Below are 21,826 nucleotides of genomic sequence, written 5' to 3'. Positions count from 1 at the left end.
AGCGCCGCGGCCCGGCAACCCCTCCCACCCTCCCGCAGCCACCACTTATGCGAATCTATGACAGTGTCCGGCCCAGACCGTAGCATCGCGCCCCCGCCCCGCCTCAGCGTTCTTCTCGCCGCCCAAGCTCCCGTAGGCATCGTCTTCCGCCGCGGCCCCTCGCGCACCGTCCGCGTCATCCATTGGGATCGCACGCAGGACGTATTCACACCCGGAGCAACCTTCAGAGGCAGGATCTACACCGATCGCTCCGACATCTCGCCCGATGGACGCCACATGATCTACTTCGCCATGGGCGGAGCGGCCTGGGCCATCGCGGGCGCTGGCTACACATGGACAGCCATCTCCGAAGCACCGTCCGTGACAGCTCTCTCCCTGTGGGGGCCAGGCGATACCTGGGGTGGCGGCGGCTACTTCCTTTCGAACGACTCCTACTGGCTGGAGTCAGACGGCAACACCAGCCTAATTCGCGACAATGCGCCTCTGCGCCGCGAAACCAACATCAAAAACCGCACCTTTCCCTCAGCACTCGATCGCGATGGCTGGATCAACAGAAGTCCCACCCGTTGGGACACTCTCTACGAAAAGGAGCTCATCCACGACTGGCTACTCCGAGCCGCCGGCGAGCCCCGCCGCTACGAACTGGAGCAGCGCGGCCGCGCCCCGCAGCCCTGCCCGAATTGGGAGTGGGCCGGCTGGGATCGCAACCGCCTCGTCTGGGCCGAATCCGGCTGCCTGCGGGCCGCATCATTGGAACCGGAAGGACTCTCTATCACAAGCACGCTCATCGATTTCTCAACCACCCCAGCCCCCAATACTGCCGCGGACTCCACCTCCTCCCGGGCGGAAAGTTAAAACATGCCGGATCGGACGGGAACCCACTCCATGCTGACGACCGATCAAGCAGCGCTTCAGGAGATCCAACCCGAACTGACCGCTGGTGAACGCGTCCTTTGGGCCGCCCAGCCGCGTCCCGGCTTTGTCTTGCGGAGTTCCGACGGTATCAAAATTCCCTTCAGCCTGGTGTGGGGCGGGTTTGCCATATTCTGGGAACTGGGAGTGCTTGGCGTCTTCAATAAGTCAAGCCACGGCACGTTCCATTTCGACATCTTCATGATTTGGGGCATCCCCTTCGTCCTCGCCGGGCAGTATATGATCTGGGGCCGGTTCCTGTTCGAAAGCTGGATCAAGAAACGCACCTTCTACGCTGTAACAAACCTCAGAGTCATCGCTGTCCAGAACAGCTTCACCCGGCGGACAACTTCCAACTATATTGACTCGTTGCCCGCGCTAACCAAAGAAGCAAGCTCAGGCAGGCACGGCTCTCTGAAGTTTCGCGAAGACCCAAACGCATGGATTCGGGGCCAGGGCTCCGCATTTTGGAACGAATTTTCTGTCTTGGACGGCCCCCGCTTCCTGGACATTGATGAGGTAGATTCCGTTTACAATCTGGTAGCGGAGCTGCGCAAAACCGCAGCTCGCACCCCTGACTAGCCCAGTACCTGTTGCGTGAGCATCTCGGACCGGCATACCCGGTTGATACCTGCAAATTGGCGCGAAAATAATCTGTCGCGAAAATAATCTGGACACTTTTTTCAAGTTCGGCTAACATACGTCCTCAGTGGACGATCATCCCCTCCCGTTAAACACTCCCGAACCACAGCCGCCGCACTCTCCTGAGGCTCCGGTGGAGTCTCCCCCTGCGCCGGCACAGCCGGACAAAGACCACTTCTCCCGGCTCGAAAAGCTGGCAGCCACGCATTTCGACCGTGCTCAGACATTTAGTTCGGGAACAACCAAGACGGCCCTGGCGTGGACCGTCGCCCTCGCCCTTGTCTGGTTCCAGGTACTCGAGCATCGCCTCAAACTGATCCGCGATGAACAGCTCAGCCGCGGCCAGTTGGTCTCCGTTGTCGGCCTGCGGCCAGCGGAGTTCGGCGCGGATCGAATGATCGATCGCGCCGAGGAGTCCACCGCGAAAGTGAATCAGGCTGAGGCGGCAGCCGCCAGCCCGACCATTGAACTTCCTTTTTCCATCAAGCTGACCCTCCCCCCGCACTGGGTTGCTACCCTCTGGCTTCTCCTCGCACTTGGCTTGGCGATCTATCTGGATGTCTCTCGTCGCAGGATATTCCGGCTCATCGTACGTGGCATCGAGCTCAGCGAGGAGTCCGGTGTACGCGACGATCGCTTCCGGACACTGGTTGGCGGCGGCGTCTGGTGGTTAGCGCCCATTCGGCCCGTACTCAGTGGCTCGCTCAGCACTGACTCAATCCGCACCACGCTTGGGTGGTCCAACTTGCGTGCTCGCACAGCGGTCGTTGCGGGCATCGCCGCGACGGTCTTCCTGCTCCAGGCACGCGTCCAATACTTGTCGCTGTGCGTCGCGGCACATCTCCTGCACAAAAATGCGCCGCCCGGACTTACCTCCATAGGCACAATTTCGTGGCTTGGGCTGACCGCGTTCAACCTTCTGCTGGGCGCGCTCATCGCTCTTGTGATTTGGCGCTGGTTCTCCAATCCCGGCGCTGTGCCCAATATCGCCAGCGGGCAAGCCGAGGTGAACATGTCACGGCGGCGTGCCCTGAGCGCTGGCGGAGCCGCCGGCTTCGCACTCCTCGGGTTTGGTTCCAATCTTGCCGCGCTCTATGGATTCGGATCTCTCAACTCCGGAAGGAAACTTGGATTCACTCCGGCCAAGCCAAACGAAAACCATGTTCGCAGCCGCCGCCGGCGGGGAGGACTCTCCAAACGGGGCAAACTCGCCACTCTGGCTTATGGCCTTTACATGAATCCAAAGTCCGGGGTGGTCCATATCGCCACAGGAGCTGTGGCGGGCAAGACAGCGCTTTGCGCGTCATGTATCCGCGAACCCTGGGCTCAGCGGCTGAAAGCGCTAGCACCCAACGCTGTGCTCTGGAACCGCGGCAATCATCAGTTGCATGCCGCTATCGAGAGCATGCCCCGGGTGAAGACCGTAATGGGTAGCCCCGCCGCCCCTATTACGAAGGTCATTCCACGGCCGCACATCGCTCACCGTACGTTCATGGTGGAACAGCAGACCGTTGCCTACCTCCATCATGGCGGACCCAAGGTTGCAATAAGATTCCTATCCGAAGCGGTCCAGGCCGTTCCGGAGTTCGGCATCCAGTCCGGAATGCGCCTCTACGACCTGCTCGCCGGGCTCTCCATCCGCTATCAGGACGCGGAATCCCTCAACCAACTCACCCACATCCTTCAGTCTGAAATCTCAAAACTCCAGAACTTCCTGAATCGGAGCGAACACCTACCGAACCGGGCTGAGCCCGCCACGAACCGGTATCTCGACTTCGCGCTCTCGCTCACCGGCCTGGAACGCCTTTTCAACTCCGGATCCAAATCAACCAGTCCTAAAGCGACCCAACGTCCGCGAGTCAAACAGAGGAAAGCCGATCTCTCTGGCGTGCCGGCGAACCACGAAGCATACCTCCTGACGGAATTGCAGTCACGCCTGGGAAAATGGTCTCAGTCTAAGAGCGATTGGAGCCTGCGCTGGAGAAAGAGCGAAGCTGTAGTATGGGCCGGCATCACGCTGCCCGCACTTTAATATGCTGACTGCCGGAAAGACGTTCAAGAATGGGAAACTTTGTGCTAATCTACCGTTAATCTCGTCTTCTAATTGCGCAAGGATAGATTCACACTGAATCAGGTGGAGTCTCGCAAGCTCCCGAGATTACAGTCCTCGACTGCCCCCCTAAAACTCAAACTCATACTCCTTGCAAATCTGCGACTTCGGCAGATCCTGCGTCGAGAAGTACTCGCTCTCCTTCTGCAGTTCCGCCACCAGCGTCGATCGCGGCACTTCCGTATGCGACTGCACACTCCCATGCTTCCCCGGCTTCGTCGACACCACTGTCGTCAACCGGTCCGCCGCCGGCGTCTCGTGCTTGTGCTCGAACAACGCCCATAGCGACTTCGGTGTCGCATTCAGACTCCCATGGTGCCCTACCTTGTAGACATCCACCACCTTCAGCATCTCCTTGATGGGTTCCTGGCTCAATGCAAACTGCCAGTTCTCAATCTGCGCATCGCCCGGAAACAGGAAACTCTTGCCGCCCACCTGGAACAACAGAATCACACTCGTGTTGTTCATCGCCGTGTCCAGCGATCGCACCAGCTCCATCAACTGCTCGCCGCGGATCTTCTGCGCCCGGCCCACAAACCAGCGCACATTCGGCGGAATGGAGTGCGCTTCGTGCGCCTCTGAGCCCGGAAACAAGGGAACTTTCGAATCCACTGACTCGCCCGCCGCCGCCTGAAACTGCCAGAAGGCCGCAAACTGCCAGAACTCGTTCGCGTCGCGATCCTTCTCCTTCTTGATCGACTGCGTCTGCTTCAACGTCGGCGGCCCCAGCACATGCACTTTCACCCTAGGCAGCACCGGCTCCAGACCCGATTTCGAGCCCGCATGGATATAGGCGGCCCGGCCCTTCTTGCCCATCTCCATCAGGTTCAATACCGCCGACTTGTTCGGCAGATTGTTCTCGCCCAAAAAGCCCATCTGCGCCGACATGCGCATCGACAACCCCAGGTGCTCGTCTCGCGACGCCTGTGCAATCGCGCCCGCCATGCGGTTCATATTGTGCAGGCTGGCGATGAAGGCCTTCGCGTCTGGCTGTCCGCCTGTGAACGTCGTCGCCGTCGCCTCATCGGCGTCGGGCTGCGCCTCCGGATCCTCCGTCCACGGCTGGATCACCACCCCCGGATTCATCCGCGCGATCACCCCGCCCGTGCCGTCACCGTCTGTCGAAAACCCGCTAATGTGATCCCGATGACGGTGCGTTGCCACCACCGCATCCAGCCGCGCCACTCCATCGGCATCCGTGCACTGCGCCTCGATGTCCTTCGCGATCGCCATCATGTAATCGTCATCGGCGTTCTTCGGAGCCGCCGTGCTGCCGTAATCAATCAGAATCCGCCGCTTGAACTTCGGATACTCGAACGTCAGCAGGAAACAGTCGCCAAAGCCCACGTTGTACGCGCGCAACGTCAATTTCGTGGGACCCTTGCCCGCCGCCGCCTTCTTCGCGGGTGCCTTCTTAGCTGCCTTCTTCTGAGCCGGAGCTGTTTTCTTCAACTGGATCTTGGCCATGTTACTCCGCCTCCTGCGGCTGCTCCACATGCTCTTCGTGCGCCGTCCAATCGGCTAGCGCCGCGCCACCCGCCTGGCCCCACCCCGACATCCTCTTCCGGTGCATCCCCGCAAAGCGCCGCAGCTTAGACGACCCCGGCTTGAAGAACCCGTACTGCCACAGGTACTTCAGCCGCCGCGTCTGCCGCTCCGCATTGAAGATCGAATTGCCCACGTTGTACTTCAGCCGCCCGAACTGGTCGAAGATCATCGCGTTGCCGCCGTACAGCGTCACTTCCAAATCCTTCGGCATGCCCTCCGGTTTCTCAATCTTCAGCCGCTTCAACTCGCGCGCCCGGATCGTCAACTGCTGGATGTACTCCACCACCGTCTCGCGCAGCGTGAACCCGTCATCGCCCACGCGCACGCACGGCCGCACCGACTGCACCCGCGTATAGGCATCCTCGTTCAACTTGAACGCCCTGCGGTTCTCCCAGATGAAGCGGAACACCTCGTCGTAGTCGCACTTCATCTCCTCGAAGTGTGTGCGGTCATACACCACGCGGTGCTCCTTGTCCCCTTCCGGCGGCGGATCCCACGTGCCCGGCTCGCGCTCACCTTTCGACGTCGGCACAATCCCATAGGCGTTGAAGGACTTGAAGAGTTGTTCGCGGAACCTGTACTTCAGGTCTTTCGGATACATCTCCCAGTCGGCCGTCAGCAGCGCGCTGGCGAAATCGCAGAACTCGAGATCGGTCGGCGGACAGTAATCAATCGCGCGGACACAGATGGTCAACAGGTGGTCCGCAACCTCGGCCCCCTCTTCCACGGCGCGCTTGCGGTCCAGCGTCTTGTCCGGGTGAATGTAGGGCTGCATACGCGCCACCCACACTTCCAGAAAGACATTGATGATCGCCGCCACCAGCACTTCCCCGCGCCGGTGCGGCTCTGCAAACTCCGGATCGTGCAGATAATCCTGGCCCGGCAACAGCGTCACCGAACGCCGCAGCGCATTGCCGCGAATGCCCGAAAGCTCCTCACCAAACTGCTCCGCCAGCCCCGTCAGAATCGACTCCCGCAGGGCCTTCAACGTGACATTCGAGGCGTTCATCATCACGCGGCGCCCCGTCGGATCCAGCACCTTCGCCACCACGTCGCGCATCGAGAAAACGCTCAGGATCGCCACAATATCGGCGAATCCTTCGTGAAAACCGGCCTGCTCCGGCGACGACGGATCAGTGAAGCGCTCCCTCAACCCATCCAGCAACGCATGCGTCGTCTCGTGCGCAATCACATCGTGCGCCAGGCAGCCGAACACATAGCCCTTCGTTTTGACCTTCGGAAAATAGCCGAACATCAGGGCCTGGTCATCCGGCGAGTAGAACGCATTCGCATCCGCAAAGGCATGCGGAGCCACCTGCAATTGATGCCCCTGGAAACTCCACGACACCCGCCGCCCCAGCGCAAATTCGAAGCGCGACAACGTCCGCATCACAATCGCATAGACGTTCATCGCATGGAAATCCGGGCTCGCCAGCAACTGCGCATCCGTCATCGCAGCGAACGGGTCCTCCGGCAAATCCTCAGCATGGTTCACCGGTTTAGGCAGGGTTCTGTAGAGAGTGTTGGTGGTGGAGTCGTAGTCGACAACCTGAACCCGATAACCGCGCGGTCCCGGCTCCAACTCTTCATTGGGAATTTCGATCTGTGTCCGGACGATCTTCCCTCCCACCTGGATGCTGGGGTCCTGGGCAAAGATCGTGGTCTTGCGAATGGGGTAGTAAGGCACGGCGTCTCTCTGAGTGTGAAGAGTACACTCATCCCGTTTCAGAATCCATGCATTCTTTGTTGGTTGACCAAAGCAACAAAACTACTTGACAGTGTCAAGTAATTTTAAGCGCCAAAACACCGTCAAAAACGGAACCGGCGCCGTACCACGCGGGTGCGGCGCCGGCTGCTTGCGGTGTGTTCCGTCTAGAAGTAGTACTTCAGGCCGAACTGGATGTTCCGCGGGTTCTGAATCTGGCCCGTGATCTGCCCAAATGTGGCCGGCGTGTTGATCGCGCGAGCAGGGGGTCCCCAGCTCACATGATTAAGCGCATTAAACATTTCCATGCGGAAGTCGAAGTACTGCCGCTCGGTGACGTTGAACTTCTTGCCGATGGAAGCATCCATGTTGAAGAAGCTCGGTGCGCGTTCGGTGCCGACGCCGGCCGAGCCGAACTGCCCGTTGGCGCCCTGCCCGTAAGCGCAGGTGCCATCGTTGATGCCGTCGCCGCAGAACACGATGCCGGTACCGAAGAAGGTGTCGACGGAGCGGGTGCCCTGGACGACAAAATTCCGGTAGCGCATCGCACGAACGTTGCCGCGGGCGGCCTGGCCGGTGTTGTCACGAGCTGTGATCGTCACCGGGAAGCCGGAGTGGGCTGAGAAGAAGTAGTTCAGATTCCAGCCGCCGACGATGAGATCGGCCACTTTGTTCAGGCTGGAGCCCCACTTCTGTCCTTTGCCGACAGGCAGGTTGTAGAGCCCGCCCAGCGTAAAGTTGTTTCTGGCGTCGAAGCAGGCCGGGCCGCGGTTGGCGAGCCGGTCGTATGCATTCTGCCAGTAAGCGCCGTCAGAATTGACGCTGCCACAACCGTAGTAGCCCAGGTTGTCCATCATCGTCTTGGAATACGTGTAGCTGCCCAGGAACTCGAAGCCCTGGCTGAGGCGCTTGCGGGTGCTCATCTGTAAAGCGTTGTAACTGCTGCGCGCGGAGCCCTCGGTCAACGCGATGTTGCCGACGTTGGGCAACACACCGACCAGCGGACGGCGGTCGTTGATATTCGCCCAGCTGGCGAACGCGCCGGTGCCGGCCAGGGCCTGATTGGCTTCGTGCGGCACAACCAGGTGCGAGCCCTTCTGTCCGACATACGCGCCGGTCAGCGACCAGGTGTTGGAAACCTGATATTCCAGCGAGAAGTTGTACTGCTGGGTGAACTGCGGTTTCAGGTCCTGATCCCAGGCGCGGCCCTGATAGAACGGGGCGGAGCCGGTGCGGGGTCCGCTGAGCACGCCTGTCGCGGCCACATCGGTGAAACCGATGGCGATGTCGCTGGGGGTGCGGGTGTCGTAGGTGACGTTCGATTCCAGGAAGAACGGCGGGTTGAGCGGCAGCCGCAGGTTGGCGCCGGTGCCTTCCATGAAGCTGGTAAACGCATAACCGGCGCGCATCACCATCTTGTTGTGCAGCATGCCGGGCGTCCAGGCGAAGCCGAGACGGGGCTGGAACTGCTTGTAATAGGGACGATACAGGGCTCGGCTGTTGCCGTCCTTGCCGGCATAGAGCAGCTTGCCGGTGTAGGTGTCGATGTTGACCTGGCGGTCGGCCACCTCGTAGATAGGCTGGGCATATTCCCAGCGGATGCCGAGGTTCAGGGTGAAGTCCGAGCGCAGTTTGTAGTCGTCCTGGAAGAATATGGACGATCTCCAGCTGCGGTGGCCCCACTTGCCGGTGACGCTGCCACGGCCTTTGGCGCTCAGTGCGTTGAGCAGGAAGTCGCCGTAGTTGACGCCAGAGTACACGTTCCCATAGGTGAACGAGCCCAGCGCGCCGTTGTTGCCGGCGTAGTAGCGATTCTGTTGATAACGCACGGCCGAACCGCCCATCTTGATCAGATGGCGGCCCTTCACCCAGGTCAGGTTGTCGAAGTACTGATACTTGTTGTCCATCGTGGAGCCGATGGAAGCAATACTGCCGATACCGGTGAGGCCGTCACCCAGGGAGATGGAGCTAAGTCCGGGAATGGGCTGGCCGCCGCCGATGCCGAAATCGGCATTGCCTTTGGTGAGCTTGCCCGACCAGTCGACCACGTTGTCATCGATGCCGATGCGGCTGAAGCCGACGCGGAATTCGTTGACGATCGTTGTCGTGAAGGTACGGTTCCAGTTGATCACCGCGGTCTGCGTGGGACCGGTGGTGCCGCCGCCCATCTGTTCGATGAGGGGGTTCAGGCTGGTGTAGCTCTCATAACGGCCGATGGACCAGCGGCCACTGATGTTGTCTTTGTCGCTGAGGCGGTAGTCCAGCTTGACGTCGGCCTGATGGTTCTTGGTCAGGCTGGCGGTGCTGGCCAGGTAGTTGCTCGTAATCCCCAGTGTGCCTGAGCCGGCCTGGTTGGGCAGCGGGTAGTAGAGGGGGTCGCTGAACAGCTTCTTGGCCACGGGATTGGTGATGCGGGAAGCCGGGATCTGGTTGTTCGGGAACGGGGTGCGGTCGGTCAGGATCGCGCCGGTATTGGGATCGCGAACAAGCTGGGGTGTGGACAGTTTCAGCCAATCGCTGAGGTCGCCGGTACGCCAGGCCGCCTTGGCCACGCTGGCGGTGGAAGCGCCGCTGGAGCGCTGCTCGGTCCCCTCATAATCCATGAAGAAGAAAGCCTTATCCTTCTTGATGGGACCGCCGAAGGTGCCGCCGAAGATGTTGCGGCGGAACGGCGCGCGGGGCGTCAGGTTCTTATTGCGGAAGAACCCATTGGAATCCAGCTTGTCATTCCGGAGAAATTCGAACACATTGCCGTGGTACTGATTAGTGCCGCTCTTGATCGACATATTGACGATCGCGCCGCCGACATTACCGAACTCGGCGCCGCCGTTGCCAGTGATCACCTTCACTTCTTCGAGGGCGTCGACACTGGGCTGATAGCCGATGCGGTTGTCGATGGAATCGTTCACGTCGATACCGTCGAGCAGGAAGTTGTTGGTCTGCTCGCGGTTGCCGTTCACCTGGGGACGGCTGCCACTGCCCTGGAACCGGCCCGACGTATTCATCGCGTTGGGACTGGTGCTGATGGCGCCGGGGATCAGCAGGGTCAGGCTGGCGAAGTTGCGGCCGTTGAGCGGCAACGCGGTGAGTTTCGAGGCGCTGAGGGAGTCGCCGGTGGCCGTCGATTCCGTCTGCAGGATGGGGGCAACATCTTTCACCTCAACGGTTTGAGTAGTGTCGCCGACCTCCATTTTCACATCCACGCGAGCGATCTGGTTGACTTCGAGCTTGAAGGGCCCAAGCGTGGATTTCTTGAACCCCGATACGGAGATGCTGAGGGTGTAATCTCCGATGGGCAGGAACGGCAGGTTATAGAATCCTGACTCGTTCGTCTGCGTTTCTGAGGAGATATTGGTCCCCTTGTTGGTTGCCGTCACTTTCGCGTTCGGGATGATCGAACCGCTGGGATCCGTTACCGATCCAGTGATGGCGCCTGTGATTGTCTGCCCTTGAATGCCGATCGGCAGGGCAAGAAGGCCAAGGCTGAATGCCAAGGTCAATCTATTGAAGGTCATTAAGATTTACCCCTGTGTCACGAGACTGTAGCAGGCAACGGAACCCGAATCAAGGGATAAGTGCATGAATAGACTAGCTCAAACGGACGATTTAATATTCTTAGGACAAACCCGTCTGAATCGTTGCTATTCTATATGAACCGATTCATTCGCTATGGCGGCTTCAGCGCTGGAAGATGTCAGGTTTCGCGGGACGCCCGGCTACCAAGTCCTTCATGGTGTCGGCGGCGCCTCGGATGATGGGATCTCCATGTCCGACACAGAGCACCTCGGCGTGAACCATGTCGGACAATTTCCCGACCGATTCACGATTCTGCTTATTGTCCAGGGTAATTTGGGGCCATCCGAGAGCGACTTCGGGCCAGGTGGTCACGATGTCGCCGGCGATGAGGGCCTTTTTTTCGGGCCAATAGAAGGTGAGGCTGCCGGGCGTATGGCCGGGAGCACCCATGACGGTGAGCGGGCCGACGTGGTCGCCGTCCTTGATGTTTTCGTCCACTTCGCAGGGCGGCGGGACGCCTAACCCGAGCACGAACGCGGCTTGCAGGTAGTAGATCTTCAGCGGCTTCTGCGGCCAAAGCGTGGTGGTCGGCGGCACCTGGACCTTCTTACGGCCAGCCAGGATATCGGCCTCCCAGAGATGGGAATAGACCCTGGCGCCGGTCGCTTTCTTCAAAGCAGCGAGGCCTCCGAAGTGGGACTGGTGGGCATGCGTCTGGATGATGGCTTTGACATCCGACGGCTTTTTGCCGATCTTTGCCAATTCTTCCAGTACGAGTTTGCCTGTTTTGTCCAGCAGCGTGTCGATGAGAATCAGGCCATTGCCGTCATCGATCAGGTAGGAGCGGACCTGGCCGCCGCTGTTGTCCCCCAGGCAATAGAGGCCGGGCAGAATCTGCATTGAATCCTCCAGAAAAGGCGACGGAAAAATCCGCACGCCGAAGTATGGGTAGGCTAACAGAAAGTCCGGAAAGAGGATAGAGGTAAATCGGTCAGGGTTTATGGGCGATGGCCAAAAGGTGCTGGCTGGCACCGAGCAGGGTCTCTTCGCGTTCGAGGCGGCGCAGAACCTCGAGGAGAAACGCGCGGCGGATGGGATCGCGCCAGCGCGCTTCTAGATCGGGCGCGACATAGGCGGGCCCTTCGACGCCAAAGATCTGGGGGTCGACAAAGCCGCCGCGCTCGATTTCGAGGCGCAGTTCGGAGGGCAGGTGGTAGTGGGCGGAAGTGAAGTAGGAGGGGTCGCCGGTGTTGTTCTCGTGGATACCGGAGTCGATTGTTTTCAATATGATGGGCTGGAAAAGCGGGTCGTCGATAAAGCCGCGGTTGAGGCCGTCGAGAAAGGCGGTGAAGCGGCCGATGGCGGCGGCGGCGAGAATGCCACCGCGCTTGAGAACGCGGCGGGCCTCGAGCAGGGCGGTCTGGCGGGCGGCGGGCTCGGACAAGTGGTAGAGGGGCCCCATCAATAGGATGGCGTCGGCCTGGTTGCCGGACCAGGGCAGGCGGCGGGCGTCGCCCTGGGTGGCGCTGGCGATACCGCGGCGGCGGGACGCTTTTTCGATGTGGCGCGGGATGGGATCGAGCAGATGGGTTTCATAGCCTTGAGCAGCAAGGGCTTCCGAGTAGGGTCCGGTGGCTCCGCCGATGTCGAGAATGCGAGCGGGAGGGGGCGGCAGATGGCGGGCGAGGATGTCGAGGGTACGGGTGAATTCGAACTGGCCGGCGGGGGTAGACAGGCGGGTGTCCTCGTCGTAGAGGTCGTAGAATTCGAACACCGCCGGGTCGAGCATACCTCCATTGTCCCACTGGCCGGTGGACGAATGGTGTGGCTACCAGGCCACAGCCGACCGGTAGCCGTAGGGGTCGGCTCCGGCTTCGATGACGCCGTTGGGGCGGATGCGGATGGCGACGGGGGCGGCTCCGCTTCCGTAGCGCGAACGGACTTCGACGCGGTGGCCGCGTTGCATCAGGTCCTTTTGCGCTGCCTGGCCCATGCGTTCGTCAAGGATGAGATCGGCCGGACTCATGGAGTGATTGTCGAAGCTCGAGACGAGGTGGCGGGTCTGGTAGCGGGCGGCTTCCACAGCCTGCTGGGGGTTCATGCCGAAGTCGAGGATATCGAGCATCACCTGCAGGAGCGACTGCTCCTGGTTGTCGCCGCCGGGGGTGGCCAAGGCGAGGTAGGGTTTGCCCTGGAAAGTCACAAGCGTCGGGCTGAGGGTGACGCGGGGCCGCTTGCCTCCGGCGACTGCATTGGGGTGGCCGGCGATGAGAAGGAAGCTCTGGGCGCGCTGGGTGAGGGGAATGCCGGTGTCGCCGGCGATGACGGCGGGGGTCCAGGCTCCGGAGGGTGTGGAAGAGAACACGATGCCGTCCTTGTCGGCGGCGGTGACGCAGGTGGTGTCGCGCTGCATGAGGGCGTCGTCGATGTTGGCGACTTTGCCGGCGTGGGCGGAGGGATGTTCGCCGGTTTTGCCGTTGAGCAGGCCGGGCCGGAATTCGGCGGAAGCTTTCGGGCCGATGAGTTGGGCGCGCTGGCGGGCGTAGTCGAGGGACAGAAGTTCGCGAGGTTCCGGTGTGAACTTCGGGTCGCCATACCAGGTGTCGCGATCGGCGTAGGCGAGTTTCAGGGCTTCGACGGAATTGTGGATGTATTCCGGCGAATTCCAGCCAAACCGGGTGAGGTCCTGGAGTCCGAGGATGTTGAGGGCTTCGATCATCGACGGCCCTTGGGACCAGAAACCGGGCTTATAGACGGTGTAGCCGTGATAGTTGCCGGAGACGGGTTCTTCGGGGGCGAGGTGAAAGGCGGCGAAGTCTTCGTAGCGGAGGAGGCCGCCATTGGCCTTGGAGAAGTCGCCGATGCGGCGGGCGATGTCGCCGCGGTAGAAGAAATTGCGAACGGCTTCGATGGCCTGTTTGCGGGAGGGTCCTTTTTCGGCGGCGATCATGGCCTGCAGGGTGCGGGCGAGGTCGGGCTGGCGGAAGAGATCGCCGGGCCGGGGCACTTTGCCATCGGGCAGGAAGACGGCCCGGGAGGTGGGCCAGAGGGCGAGGATGTGACGGGTGGCCTGGATTTCGCGGACGCGGGGCTCGTCGATGGGTGAGGACTGGGCGAGCTCCAGGGCGGGCTGGGCGACTTCAGCGAAGGTGAGGGAGCCGAATTCCTGGAGGGCGACGAGGACGGCGTCGACCATGCCTGGGACGAGCGCGGCGTGCAGGCCGGCGGTGGGCAGCATGTGATCCAGGCCGTTCTCCTCGATTTCGTAGACTTCCTCGGTCTTGAGTTTGCGTTTCAGGAAGTAGTCGAAGGTGGCGGCTTTGGGCATGGTGCCGACGCCGGCGATGCTGTAGACCTTGCCCTGGGCGGTGCGGATGAGGATGGGGGCTTCCCCGCCGAAGCCGAAGTGGGAGTATTCGGTGACAGCCGCGGCGAGGGTGGCGGCGACACCGGCATCGACGGCATTGCCGCCGCGGTGGAGGATGCGGAGGCCGGCCTCGGTGGCATAGTCGGAACCGGCGGCAACGGCGCCGTGGAGACCGCGGGCGGAGTAGCGGACGGGGATGGTGGGCCGCTGCGCGGGGAGGAGGGCTGTCCATGCGGCGAAGACTACGAGAAGGTTCTTCAGCATCGGATCTGGCCAGTATAGCGGGCCGGATGCATGGGCCGTGGGGTTACACTGTTCGAATGGAATTTGAGCCGGGGCGCGAGGGCGAGGAGCGGGAGCAGGCGGCTGGGGATGCTGACGAACCGATGTTGTGGTGTCCGGTGTGCTCGTCGCGGCTGACTCCTCATAAGTGCAAGCTGGTGTGTGAGAAATGCGGCTATTATATGAGCTGCGCCGATTACTATTGAGCGCGACCGGTTGGAAGTTCCCATGCGAGCCCGCGGCTCGAATTCACGCCTTGGAGGCGCCCCATGAATGTGCCCCTCACTCCGCTGCGCTGCCTGCAAAGGGCGCAGGACTTGTTTGGGCAGAAGACCGGTGTGGTCTGTGGCCCGCTGTCGTTCACGTATCAGCAGTTCGCGGAACGGTGCCAGCGGCTGGGGACAGCGCTGCCGAAGCACGGGGTCGTGGCTGGGGACCGGGTGGCCTACCTGAGTTTCAACACGCACAAGCTGCTGGAAGGCTATTACGGCGTGATCCAGGCGGGCGCGATCGTCATGCCGTTGAATGTGCGGCTTTCTTCGGGTGAACTGACCACGATTCTGAATCATGCAGGCGTGAAGGTCCTGTTGTTCGAGAACGATTTCGCCTGCCTGGTGGAACTGCTGAAGCCGCACTGCCCGACGGTGGAGCGGTGGGTGTCGCTGGACGACGGGCATGCGCTGGCCGATTGCGCGTATGAAGCGCTGCTGGCGGATGGACGCGTGGAAGAGCCCGACATCTTCTCGGTGGACGAGAACGCGGTGGCGGAGTTGTTCTACACGAGCGGCAGCACGGGCACACCGAAGGGCGTGATGCTGACGCACCGCAATTTGTACCTGCATGCGTTGGGGGTGCTGAACCTGGCGCAGGATCCGAACTACACGGTGGACCTGCACACGATTCCGCTGTTCCATGCGAACGGCTGGGGCAAGCCGCAGTGTTCGACGATGAACGGCTTCAAGCAGGTGATGGTGCGGCGGTTCGATCCGGTGACGGTGTTCGGGTTGATCCAGGAGCACAAGGCGACGGAGATGAGCCTGGTGCCGACGATGGCCAACATGCTGCTGAATTCGCCGGAGCTGGGCAAGTACAAGTTGGACAGCATGAAGGTGATCATGCTGGGTGGCGCGGCGGCTTCGCCGGAGCTGGTGTCGCGGCTGGAAGCGGTGTTCCACTGCGATGTGCGGGCCGGGTATGGGTTGAGCGAGACGTGCCCGGTGCTGACGTGCGCGCGGCAGAAGTCCACGGTGGTGTATGCGGACGACCAGGACCGGTGGCGGCGGCAGGCGATGGCGGGCTGGCCGGTGCTGGGCGTGCGGGTGCAGGTGATGGACCTGTACGACAAGCCTGTGCCGCAGGACGGGCAGACGATTGGGGAAGTGGTGGCGCAGGGCGACCACATCATGGCGGGCTACTACCGGGAGCCGGGCGCGACGGAAGCCGTGGTGCGCAACAACTGGTTCCACACGGGCGATATGGCGGTGTGGGACGAAGAAGGCTATATCCACATTGTCGACCGCAAGAAAGAGATCATCATCAGCGGCGGCGAGAACATTTCCTCGATCGAGGTGGAGCGGGCGATCTGCATGCACGAGGCGGTGCTGGAGTGCGCAGTGGTGGCGGCTCCGGATGAGGAGTGGGGCGAGGTGCCGGCGGCGGTGATCTCGATCAAGCAGGGGTACGAGCTGGACGAAGAAGCGCTGATGGTATTCCTGAAAACGCGGCTGGGCAAGTTCAAGCTGCCGCGCATTTGCGAGTTCATCGACGAACCGCTGCCGAAGACCGGCACCGGCAAGATCCGGAAGCTGATCTTGCGCGAGAGATTCTGGTCTGATAAAGAGAAGCGGGTACAAGGTTAGCCCGATCACAATGTATTCGTTATTCCTCGAGTGTCCGGAGCAAGACGCGGAGCTGCTCTCCTCGGAGTTATGGGAGGAAGGCGCGAGTGGAATCCAGGAGGAGTCGCTGCCTGGAGCGCGCTGCCAGCTGCGGGCATGGTTCGACGACCCCACAGGGCTGCTGCAGCGGTTTGCGCCATTCCAGCCGCGGATCGAGGCGGACCAGGAGATCGACTGGGAGCAGGCGTCGCGGCAGGCGTGGCAGCCGTTCGAGATCGGGAAGAAGTTGTACCTGGCTCCGGAGTGGGACGAGGATCCGACGCCGCGCGGACGGATGCGATTGACGATTCATCCGGGGCAGGCGTTGGGGACAGGCGACCATCCGGCGACGCAGCTTTGTCTGGAAGCGTTGGAGAAGCATCTGCCGCGGGCGGCGGTGGTGCTGGACGTGGGCGCCGGCACAGGGATCCTGATGGCCGCGGCAGCGTTGCTGGGCGCGCGGCATGTGGCGGGCTGCGACATCGAGTATGACTCGATTGCCGTGGCTTACCGGAATCTATTGACCGATGGGCTGCCGCCGCATGTGTTTGCGGGGTCGACGCGGGCAGTGCGGTCGCAATCAGTGGATCTGCTGGTGGCGAATATCAATGCGGTGACGCACGAGACGCTGGCGGGTGAGTATGCGCGGGTGGCGCGGCGCTGCCTGATCCTTTCGGGCTTTCCGGACCGTCATGCGGGGCGGGTGCGGGCGGCGATGAAGGGCCACGGATTCGAGCTGGTGGAGACGATCGAGAAGAACGAATGGGTGTGCCTGGTCCTATGGAACGAAGACATTTCCTGAGTGTGCTGGCGAGCGCGCCGGCCCTGATGGCGGCTCCGGCGGCTTCGAGGATATCGGCCGTCGAGATGTGGCGGCTGGCGGGCCGGCGGATGGTGACGCCGGGCCAGGACGGCCAGTACCAGGTGCAGGCGACGCACGTGTATGACGCCTTGCGGCCGAAGCCGTACAAGGACAATCCGCAGGCGCAGCGCGAGTCGGCTGTGAATGCGATCTACCTGAACATCAAGACCGCCGATGGGTTGGAGGGCTGGTATGGACCGGTGGACCAGGAAGCGGCGCTCGTCATCGAAACGCAGATCAAGCCGTTCGTGATGGGCAAGGACGCGCTGGCCGGGGAAGCGCTGTGGGACCAGATGTGGCGATCGAACCGTCATGCGCGGGCGGGCTTGTTCCTGATGGGGATCTCGGCGGTGGACAACTGCCTGTGGGATCTGCGGGGGCGGTATTACAAGACGCCGGTGTACCGGCTGCTGGGCGGGCCGACGCGGGCGGATGTGGAAGTCTACGGGTCGTGCCTGGGGTTCTCGGTGGAGTTGGAGCCGGCGTTTCGCAAGGCGCAGGAGTTGAAGGCAGCGGGCTACAGGCACCAGAAATGGTTTCTGGCGTACGGGCCGGGCGACGGGGACGAAGGACTGGAGAAGAATGTCGCGCTGGTGCGGACGCTGCGTGAGGCGGTGGGCGAGAATGTCGAGCTGATGTTCGACGTGTACTCGGGCTGGTCGCTGGATTACGCGATCGCGTGGGCGAAGCAGGTGGAGAAGTATCATCCACGGTGGCTGGAAGAGGCGTTCAATCCGGACAAGCTGGAGTCGTTTGTGGCGCTGCACAAGGCGACGTCGATCCCGATTGCGTCGGGTGAGCATTTCTACGGGCGGTGGGAGACGAAGCGGTATCTGGAGTCGGGTGCGATTTCGGTGGTGCAGGCGGATCCGGAGTGGTGTGGGGGCTTGAGCGAGCTGGTGAAGATCTGCGGCATTGCTTCGTTGTATGACGCGCAGGTGTTGCCGCACGGACACAGTATCCACGCGGCGCTGCATGTGATTGCTTCGCAGAGCCCGGCGGTGTGCCCGCGGGCGGAGTATCTGATCACGAAGATGCGGTCGTACTACTGGTTTGAGAAGAACCAGATGATGCCGGTGCAGGCGCGGATTGCGCTGCCGGACGGACCGGGGTTCGGGATCGAATTTGACGAGGCGCGGGTGGAGAAGAAGACGCTCTTCAAAGTGTAGGGTCCACTACGTCCGCAAATCAGGCGTCCGGACACCCCCTCTTGGGGGGAGCCTAACGGCGTGTAGCACAATTCTACATTCACCGGTCTGGATGGATGATTCCACAGCAAATGCCACGCAATGGCAGGGCGTGCCGCAGGTGTAGGCGGCGGAACGGCCAATGTGGAGTTAAGCGTACTGGAGTTAACCGTCCCGTCCTTGAATCAGTTGAGGACGAAGCCTAGGATCTGAGCCAGTGGTTGCTCGATTCGGAGGTATCTGTGCGATTTACTCGTTCTCTCGTAGTGTGGGCGGGCGTACTCGGCGTCCTGGCCACAATGCCGCTTGCGGCTGCGATTGATTGCAGCGCGGAAGTAACGGCGAAGGTCGGTGCGACGCGAAGCGGTTACAGGTTGGACCGGCGGAGTGGCAAGTTCATTCAGACGGTCACATTCAAGAACAACGGAGCGACGGTGGTGCAAGGGCCGGTGTACTTTGCGCTCCAGGGCCTGACCAGTGGGGTGACGCTGGCGAACTCAGCGGGTGCGGCGGGCTGTGCGGGGGCGCTGGCGACGGCACCCACGCTGACGGTGAATGTTGGATCGGACAACACGTTGATGCCGGGCGAGACGGCGGCGGTGGTGTTGCAGTTCACGAATCCCTCGTATGCATCGATTGGCTACACGGGCCGGGTGTTTGCGGGACTGGCGACGCTGGAGCCGATCAGCGGGATCACGGTATCGCCGGACGGGTTCCCGATCAACACGCCGACGAATGTAACCATGCGGGCACTGGTGCCCTACCCGTCGGGCTCACCCAAGCCGGCGGTGACAGTGGTGCGGGTGGATGCCGGCAACAACGTGATTGGGACGATTGGGACGATGTACGACAATGGCGCGCTGGCGAACGGCGATGAGATTCAGGGTGACGGCATCTTCTCGGCGATTGTGGCCATGAGTTCAGTGGCGGAGGAGACGTACCGGCTGAAGGTGAAGTCGGTGGACGGCGGGGCGACGGAGTTCTCCGGCATGTTCACGGTGCTGGCGTACAAGCCGATTTCGGATGCGGAGTTCAGCGCGCTGACCACAATGCAGCAGAATGCGTTGAAGAACTTCACCGATAAGGTGGGGACGCTGGGCAAGAACGGAGCGCTGCAGGATACGTTGAACCGGATTCTGGCGGACGGGACGGTGGACCAAGCTGGATTCTCGGGAGGAGACAACGGGATCTGGATTGTGTACAAGGGTGGGATCCTGGGCGGCCTGATGTTGAATCCGGAAGGAACGCTGGGCGGCCCGGCGCAGGAGCAGGCGCAGTTGACGGCGCAAGGCGCGTTTGGCATGAAGGCGCCGGTGTCGATGGCCAGCGCGGGCAATGTCGAAGTGGGCAACAAGAAGGTATTGCTGCTGTCGCCGTTCTGGTCGGACCTTTCGGGCGTTGACGCGAACGCGAGCATGAAGACGCTTTTCGAAGGATCGACGTGTCCGAAGTATGACGTGACGTGGCTGAAGGATGGGGCGGTGACGGTGGACGCGTTCAAGTTGCTGAAGAACTACGGCGTCTACATTCACTACGGGCATGGAGACACGTACTACAACGGGATTCTGAATCTGTGGGAGGACGAATTCGGCTGGAGTTCGTGGGGCGCGCAGGTGGTGATCCTGACGGGCCAGACGGCCACAGCCGCCAACAAGGTGACGTACCAGACCGATTTGAAGAAGGGCCGAATTGCCATCCTGACGGGCGGCAGCGCGTACTATGCGATTCTGCCTTCGTTCATCAGCTATTACAACAGCGGGATGCCGTCGAGCCTGGTGTTCATCAACGCGTGCCGTTCGTTCTACAACAGCACGATGGCGAACGCGTTCACGGGCGCGGGGGCGAAGACGTACCTGGCGTACAGCGACTATGTGTTCGCGTCGTTTGCCACTGCGAGAACGAACGACTTCTTCAACAAGTGGGTGCTGGATTCGACGAACCTGGTGACCACGGGTGAGTCGTTCACGGCCGGGTTGAAGGACGGCAACACGCCGCCGGCGGAGTGGAAGATGACGGGCGCGACCAACCTGGAAGCGGGGTTGGGGAATGAGCTGCAGAACGGTGATTTCGAGACCGGCAACCTGGGCGCCTGGACGGCGGCGGGCGACGGGCGCGTGGTCACCCAACTGGGCGGCTATTTCTATCCCCAGGATGGTGTCCAGATGGGGATCATCTCGACGGGGCTGGGCTACACCACGTCGTCGGGCCAGATCAGCCAGAAGGTCTGCATGCCGAAGGAGGCGAAGACGCTGACGTTCAGTTGGAACTTCACTTCGGAAGAGTTCAAGGAGTGGTGCGGATCGCAGTATCAGGACTACTTCCGGGTGTCGGTGACAACAGAGACGGGGACGACGAACCTGATGTATGTGAACGTGGACTCCATCTGTGGGGCCACTTACAAGGTGCCGTTCAGCTTTGACCGGGGTGATGCGTACAGCAACGGCTGGAAGACGGCGTCGTTGAACGTGGCGGCGATTGCGACAGCCAACGAGGGCAAGCCGGTGACGCTGACCTTCGCGGCGGGTGACGTGGGTGACAGCATCTACGACACGGCAATCCTGCTGGACAAGATCGTGATCAACAAATAGTTCTGTGCCTGGAGGGGCGTCGCGGACCGTCACGGCGCCCTCTTCTGAAGGAATTTGTGAACTGGTTTCTGCTTCTATTCGGGTGCGTGTGGTTGACCGCCGGACCGGCTCGGGCGGCGGAGGGTGTACGTGTGCTGGTGCACGAGAAGGGCCAGACGCGGACACTCACCGGTGCGGCGGCGGACGCGGTGCAGCGTGAATGCGAGCGATTGCTGGCAGGCGCGAAGGACCGGCGGCTGCTGATGGTGACTCCGGACAGGATTCAGGCAGTGGAGCGAAAGGCGGCCGCGGTGGAGGTGATCTATCCCGAACCGGCGCTGTTGGAGATGGAAGGCCGGCGGGTGCGGGTTATGGCGCTGCTGGCTCCGCTGGGTGGACCGTTGCCGGGGGATCTGATGCTGTACCGGCTGGAAGGCGGCACGGGGTATGGCGCGACCGACCATGTCGTGTGTGAGCACGGCGTGGAGGATTTGAAGCAGGTTCTCAAAGCAAACAATATCAAGCTGAAATGATTTGGAGGAATTGATGTCGGCATATAGAAATTTGATGGCCCAGGCGGCCGCGGGCGCGTTGCTGCTGTTGTTACTGGCAGTGCCTTCGCAGGCCGCCGTGATTCTGGTGAGTATCGACACGACACCGCTGATGACGGGGGTAACCGGGCCGTACTCGATTGAGTTCCAGCTCGTGGACGGGGACGGCCTCATCAACAACATGGTGACGATTGATACGTTCACCTTTGGAGGAGGGTCGGCGAGCGGCGCGGCGACGGTGGCAGGCGGGGTGACGGGCGACCTGTCGAGCAGCGTGGTGATGAACGATACGTCGTTCTTCAACACGTTCTACCAGCCGTTTGTGCCGGGCAGCCTGCTGACGTTCCAGGTGACGCTGACGGGCGTCTATGTGGCGCCGACGCCGGACGCATTTTCCTTCGCGATCCTGAACGGTTCGATGTGGGAAGTATCGACGACGGGCATGGCGAACGAACTGGTGTTTGTCGATCTGAAGACGCCGCCGGTCATCAGTGTGTATCAGGGGCTTGCCGTGGGCGACGACCCGGTGTTGGGCGCGCCCGTGGCGGACCTGCAGGGTGTTCCCGAGCCAACGACTGGGATCATCTGCCTATTGGGGCTCGGGCTGTTGGCCTTGCGGCCGAGGAGGCGGTAAGGCCCTGTAGAGGTGGCCGGGGGCGTAGGTATCGGGCTGCCGGCCACCTCTCATTTGCAGTTACAG

The 21,826-nt window shown here is 61.6% G+C and carries 15 protein-coding genes; 9 read left to right on the top strand and 6 right to left on the bottom strand.

What is annotated here, in order from left to right; all coding sequences use genetic code 11:
* Nucleotides 1-57: 57 nt before the first annotated feature.
* The 3 genes from ACR9Y2_RS32825 (at nt 58) to ACR9Y2_RS32815 (ending at nt 3,586) form a co-directional block, all read left to right on the top strand.
* Complete coding sequence (locus ACR9Y2_RS32825) at nt 58-855, top strand: hypothetical protein (protein ID WP_435046106.1); 798 nt, start codon at nt 58-60, stop codon at nt 853-855.
* A 30-nt stretch (nt 856-885) separates the two neighbouring features.
* On the top strand, nt 886-1,494 hold the full coding sequence (locus ACR9Y2_RS32820; RefSeq protein ID WP_435046105.1) for a hypothetical protein: 609 nt from the start codon (nt 886-888) through the stop codon (nt 1,492-1,494).
* Nucleotides 1,495-1,687: 193 nt separating this feature from the next.
* The gene (locus ACR9Y2_RS32815) at nt 1,688-3,586 is read left to right on the top strand and encodes a hypothetical protein (RefSeq protein ID WP_435046104.1); all 1,899 of its coding nucleotides are present in this window, start codon (nt 1,688-1,690) and stop codon (nt 3,584-3,586) included.
* Nucleotides 3,587-3,733: 147 nt separating this feature from the next.
* On the opposite strand, the gene ACR9Y2_RS32810 is transcribed toward ACR9Y2_RS32815, so the two are convergent.
* The 6 genes from ACR9Y2_RS32810 to ACR9Y2_RS32785 all read right to left on the bottom strand — a co-directional run bounded on the left by ACR9Y2_RS32810 (nt 3,734) and on the right by ACR9Y2_RS32785 (nt 14,064).
* Nucleotides 3,734-5,131: a hypothetical protein gene (locus ACR9Y2_RS32810; RefSeq protein ID WP_435046103.1), complete on the bottom strand. Its 1,398-nt coding sequence runs from the start codon at nt 5,129-5,131 to the stop codon at nt 3,734-3,736.
* A 1-nt stretch (nt 5,132) separates the two neighbouring features.
* Nucleotides 5,133-6,899 (bottom strand): hypothetical protein, encoded by a 1,767-nt coding sequence (locus ACR9Y2_RS32805; RefSeq protein WP_435046102.1) that lies wholly within the window; start codon nt 6,897-6,899, stop codon nt 5,133-5,135.
* Between the two features lie 185 nt (nt 6,900-7,084).
* A complete protein-coding gene (locus ACR9Y2_RS32800) occupies nt 7,085-10,432 on the bottom strand; it encodes a carboxypeptidase regulatory-like domain-containing protein (RefSeq protein WP_435046101.1) in 3,348 nt (1,115 codons plus the stop codon).
* Nucleotides 10,433-10,595: 163 nt separating this feature from the next.
* Complete coding sequence (locus tag ACR9Y2_RS32795) at nt 10,596-11,333, bottom strand: MBL fold metallo-hydrolase (protein ID WP_435046100.1); 738 nt, start codon at nt 11,331-11,333, stop codon at nt 10,596-10,598.
* A gap of 91 nt (nt 11,334-11,424) precedes the next feature.
* Entirely contained in the window at nt 11,425-12,222 is a 798-nt protein-coding gene (locus ACR9Y2_RS32790) for a class I SAM-dependent methyltransferase (protein WP_435046099.1), read from the bottom strand.
* A gap of 39 nt (nt 12,223-12,261) precedes the next feature.
* Nucleotides 12,262-14,064, bottom strand: coding sequence for a gamma-glutamyltransferase family protein (locus tag ACR9Y2_RS32785; RefSeq protein WP_435046098.1), 1,803 nt, complete (start codon nt 14,062-14,064; stop codon nt 12,262-12,264).
* A 287-nt stretch (nt 14,065-14,351) separates the two neighbouring features.
* On the opposite strand from ACR9Y2_RS32785, the gene ACR9Y2_RS32780 reads away from it, so the two are divergent.
* The 6 genes from ACR9Y2_RS32780 (at nt 14,352) to ACR9Y2_RS32755 (ending at nt 21,760) form a co-directional block, all read left to right on the top strand.
* Complete coding sequence (locus ACR9Y2_RS32780; protein ID WP_435046097.1) at nt 14,352-15,941, top strand: long-chain-fatty-acid--CoA ligase; 1,590 nt, start codon at nt 14,352-14,354, stop codon at nt 15,939-15,941.
* A 10-nt stretch (nt 15,942-15,951) separates the two neighbouring features.
* On the top strand, nt 15,952-16,761 hold the full coding sequence (locus ACR9Y2_RS32775) for a 50S ribosomal protein L11 methyltransferase (RefSeq protein WP_435046096.1): 810 nt from the start codon (nt 15,952-15,954) through the stop codon (nt 16,759-16,761).
* On the top strand, nt 16,740-17,990 hold the full coding sequence (locus ACR9Y2_RS32770; RefSeq protein WP_435046095.1) for an enolase C-terminal domain-like protein: 1,251 nt from the start codon (nt 16,740-16,742) through the stop codon (nt 17,988-17,990). The genes ACR9Y2_RS32775 and ACR9Y2_RS32770 overlap by 22 nt, the downstream gene beginning before the upstream one ends.
* 260 nt (nt 17,991-18,250) lie before the next feature.
* A complete protein-coding gene (locus ACR9Y2_RS32765; RefSeq protein WP_435046094.1) occupies nt 18,251-20,596 on the top strand; it encodes a choice-of-anchor L domain-containing protein in 2,346 nt (781 codons plus the stop codon).
* Nucleotides 20,597-20,652: 56 nt separating this feature from the next.
* Nucleotides 20,653-21,108, top strand: a complete 456-nt coding sequence (locus ACR9Y2_RS32760) for a hypothetical protein (RefSeq protein ID WP_435046093.1) — start codon at nt 20,653-20,655, stop codon at nt 21,106-21,108.
* A gap of 13 nt (nt 21,109-21,121) precedes the next feature.
* Entirely contained in the window at nt 21,122-21,760 is a 639-nt protein-coding gene (locus tag ACR9Y2_RS32755) for an NF038129 family PEP-CTERM protein (RefSeq protein WP_435046092.1), read from the top strand.
* The last annotated feature ends 66 nt before the right edge of the window (nt 21,761-21,826 follow it).

The organism is Paludibaculum fermentans (assembly GCF_051172195.1).
GTDB classification, from domain to species: Bacteria; Acidobacteriota; Terriglobia; order Bryobacterales; family Bryobacteraceae; genus Paludibaculum; species Paludibaculum fermentans_A.
The sequence above is the reverse complement of the archived record's forward strand: the minus strand, read 5'-3'. Positions and strand labels throughout refer to the sequence as shown.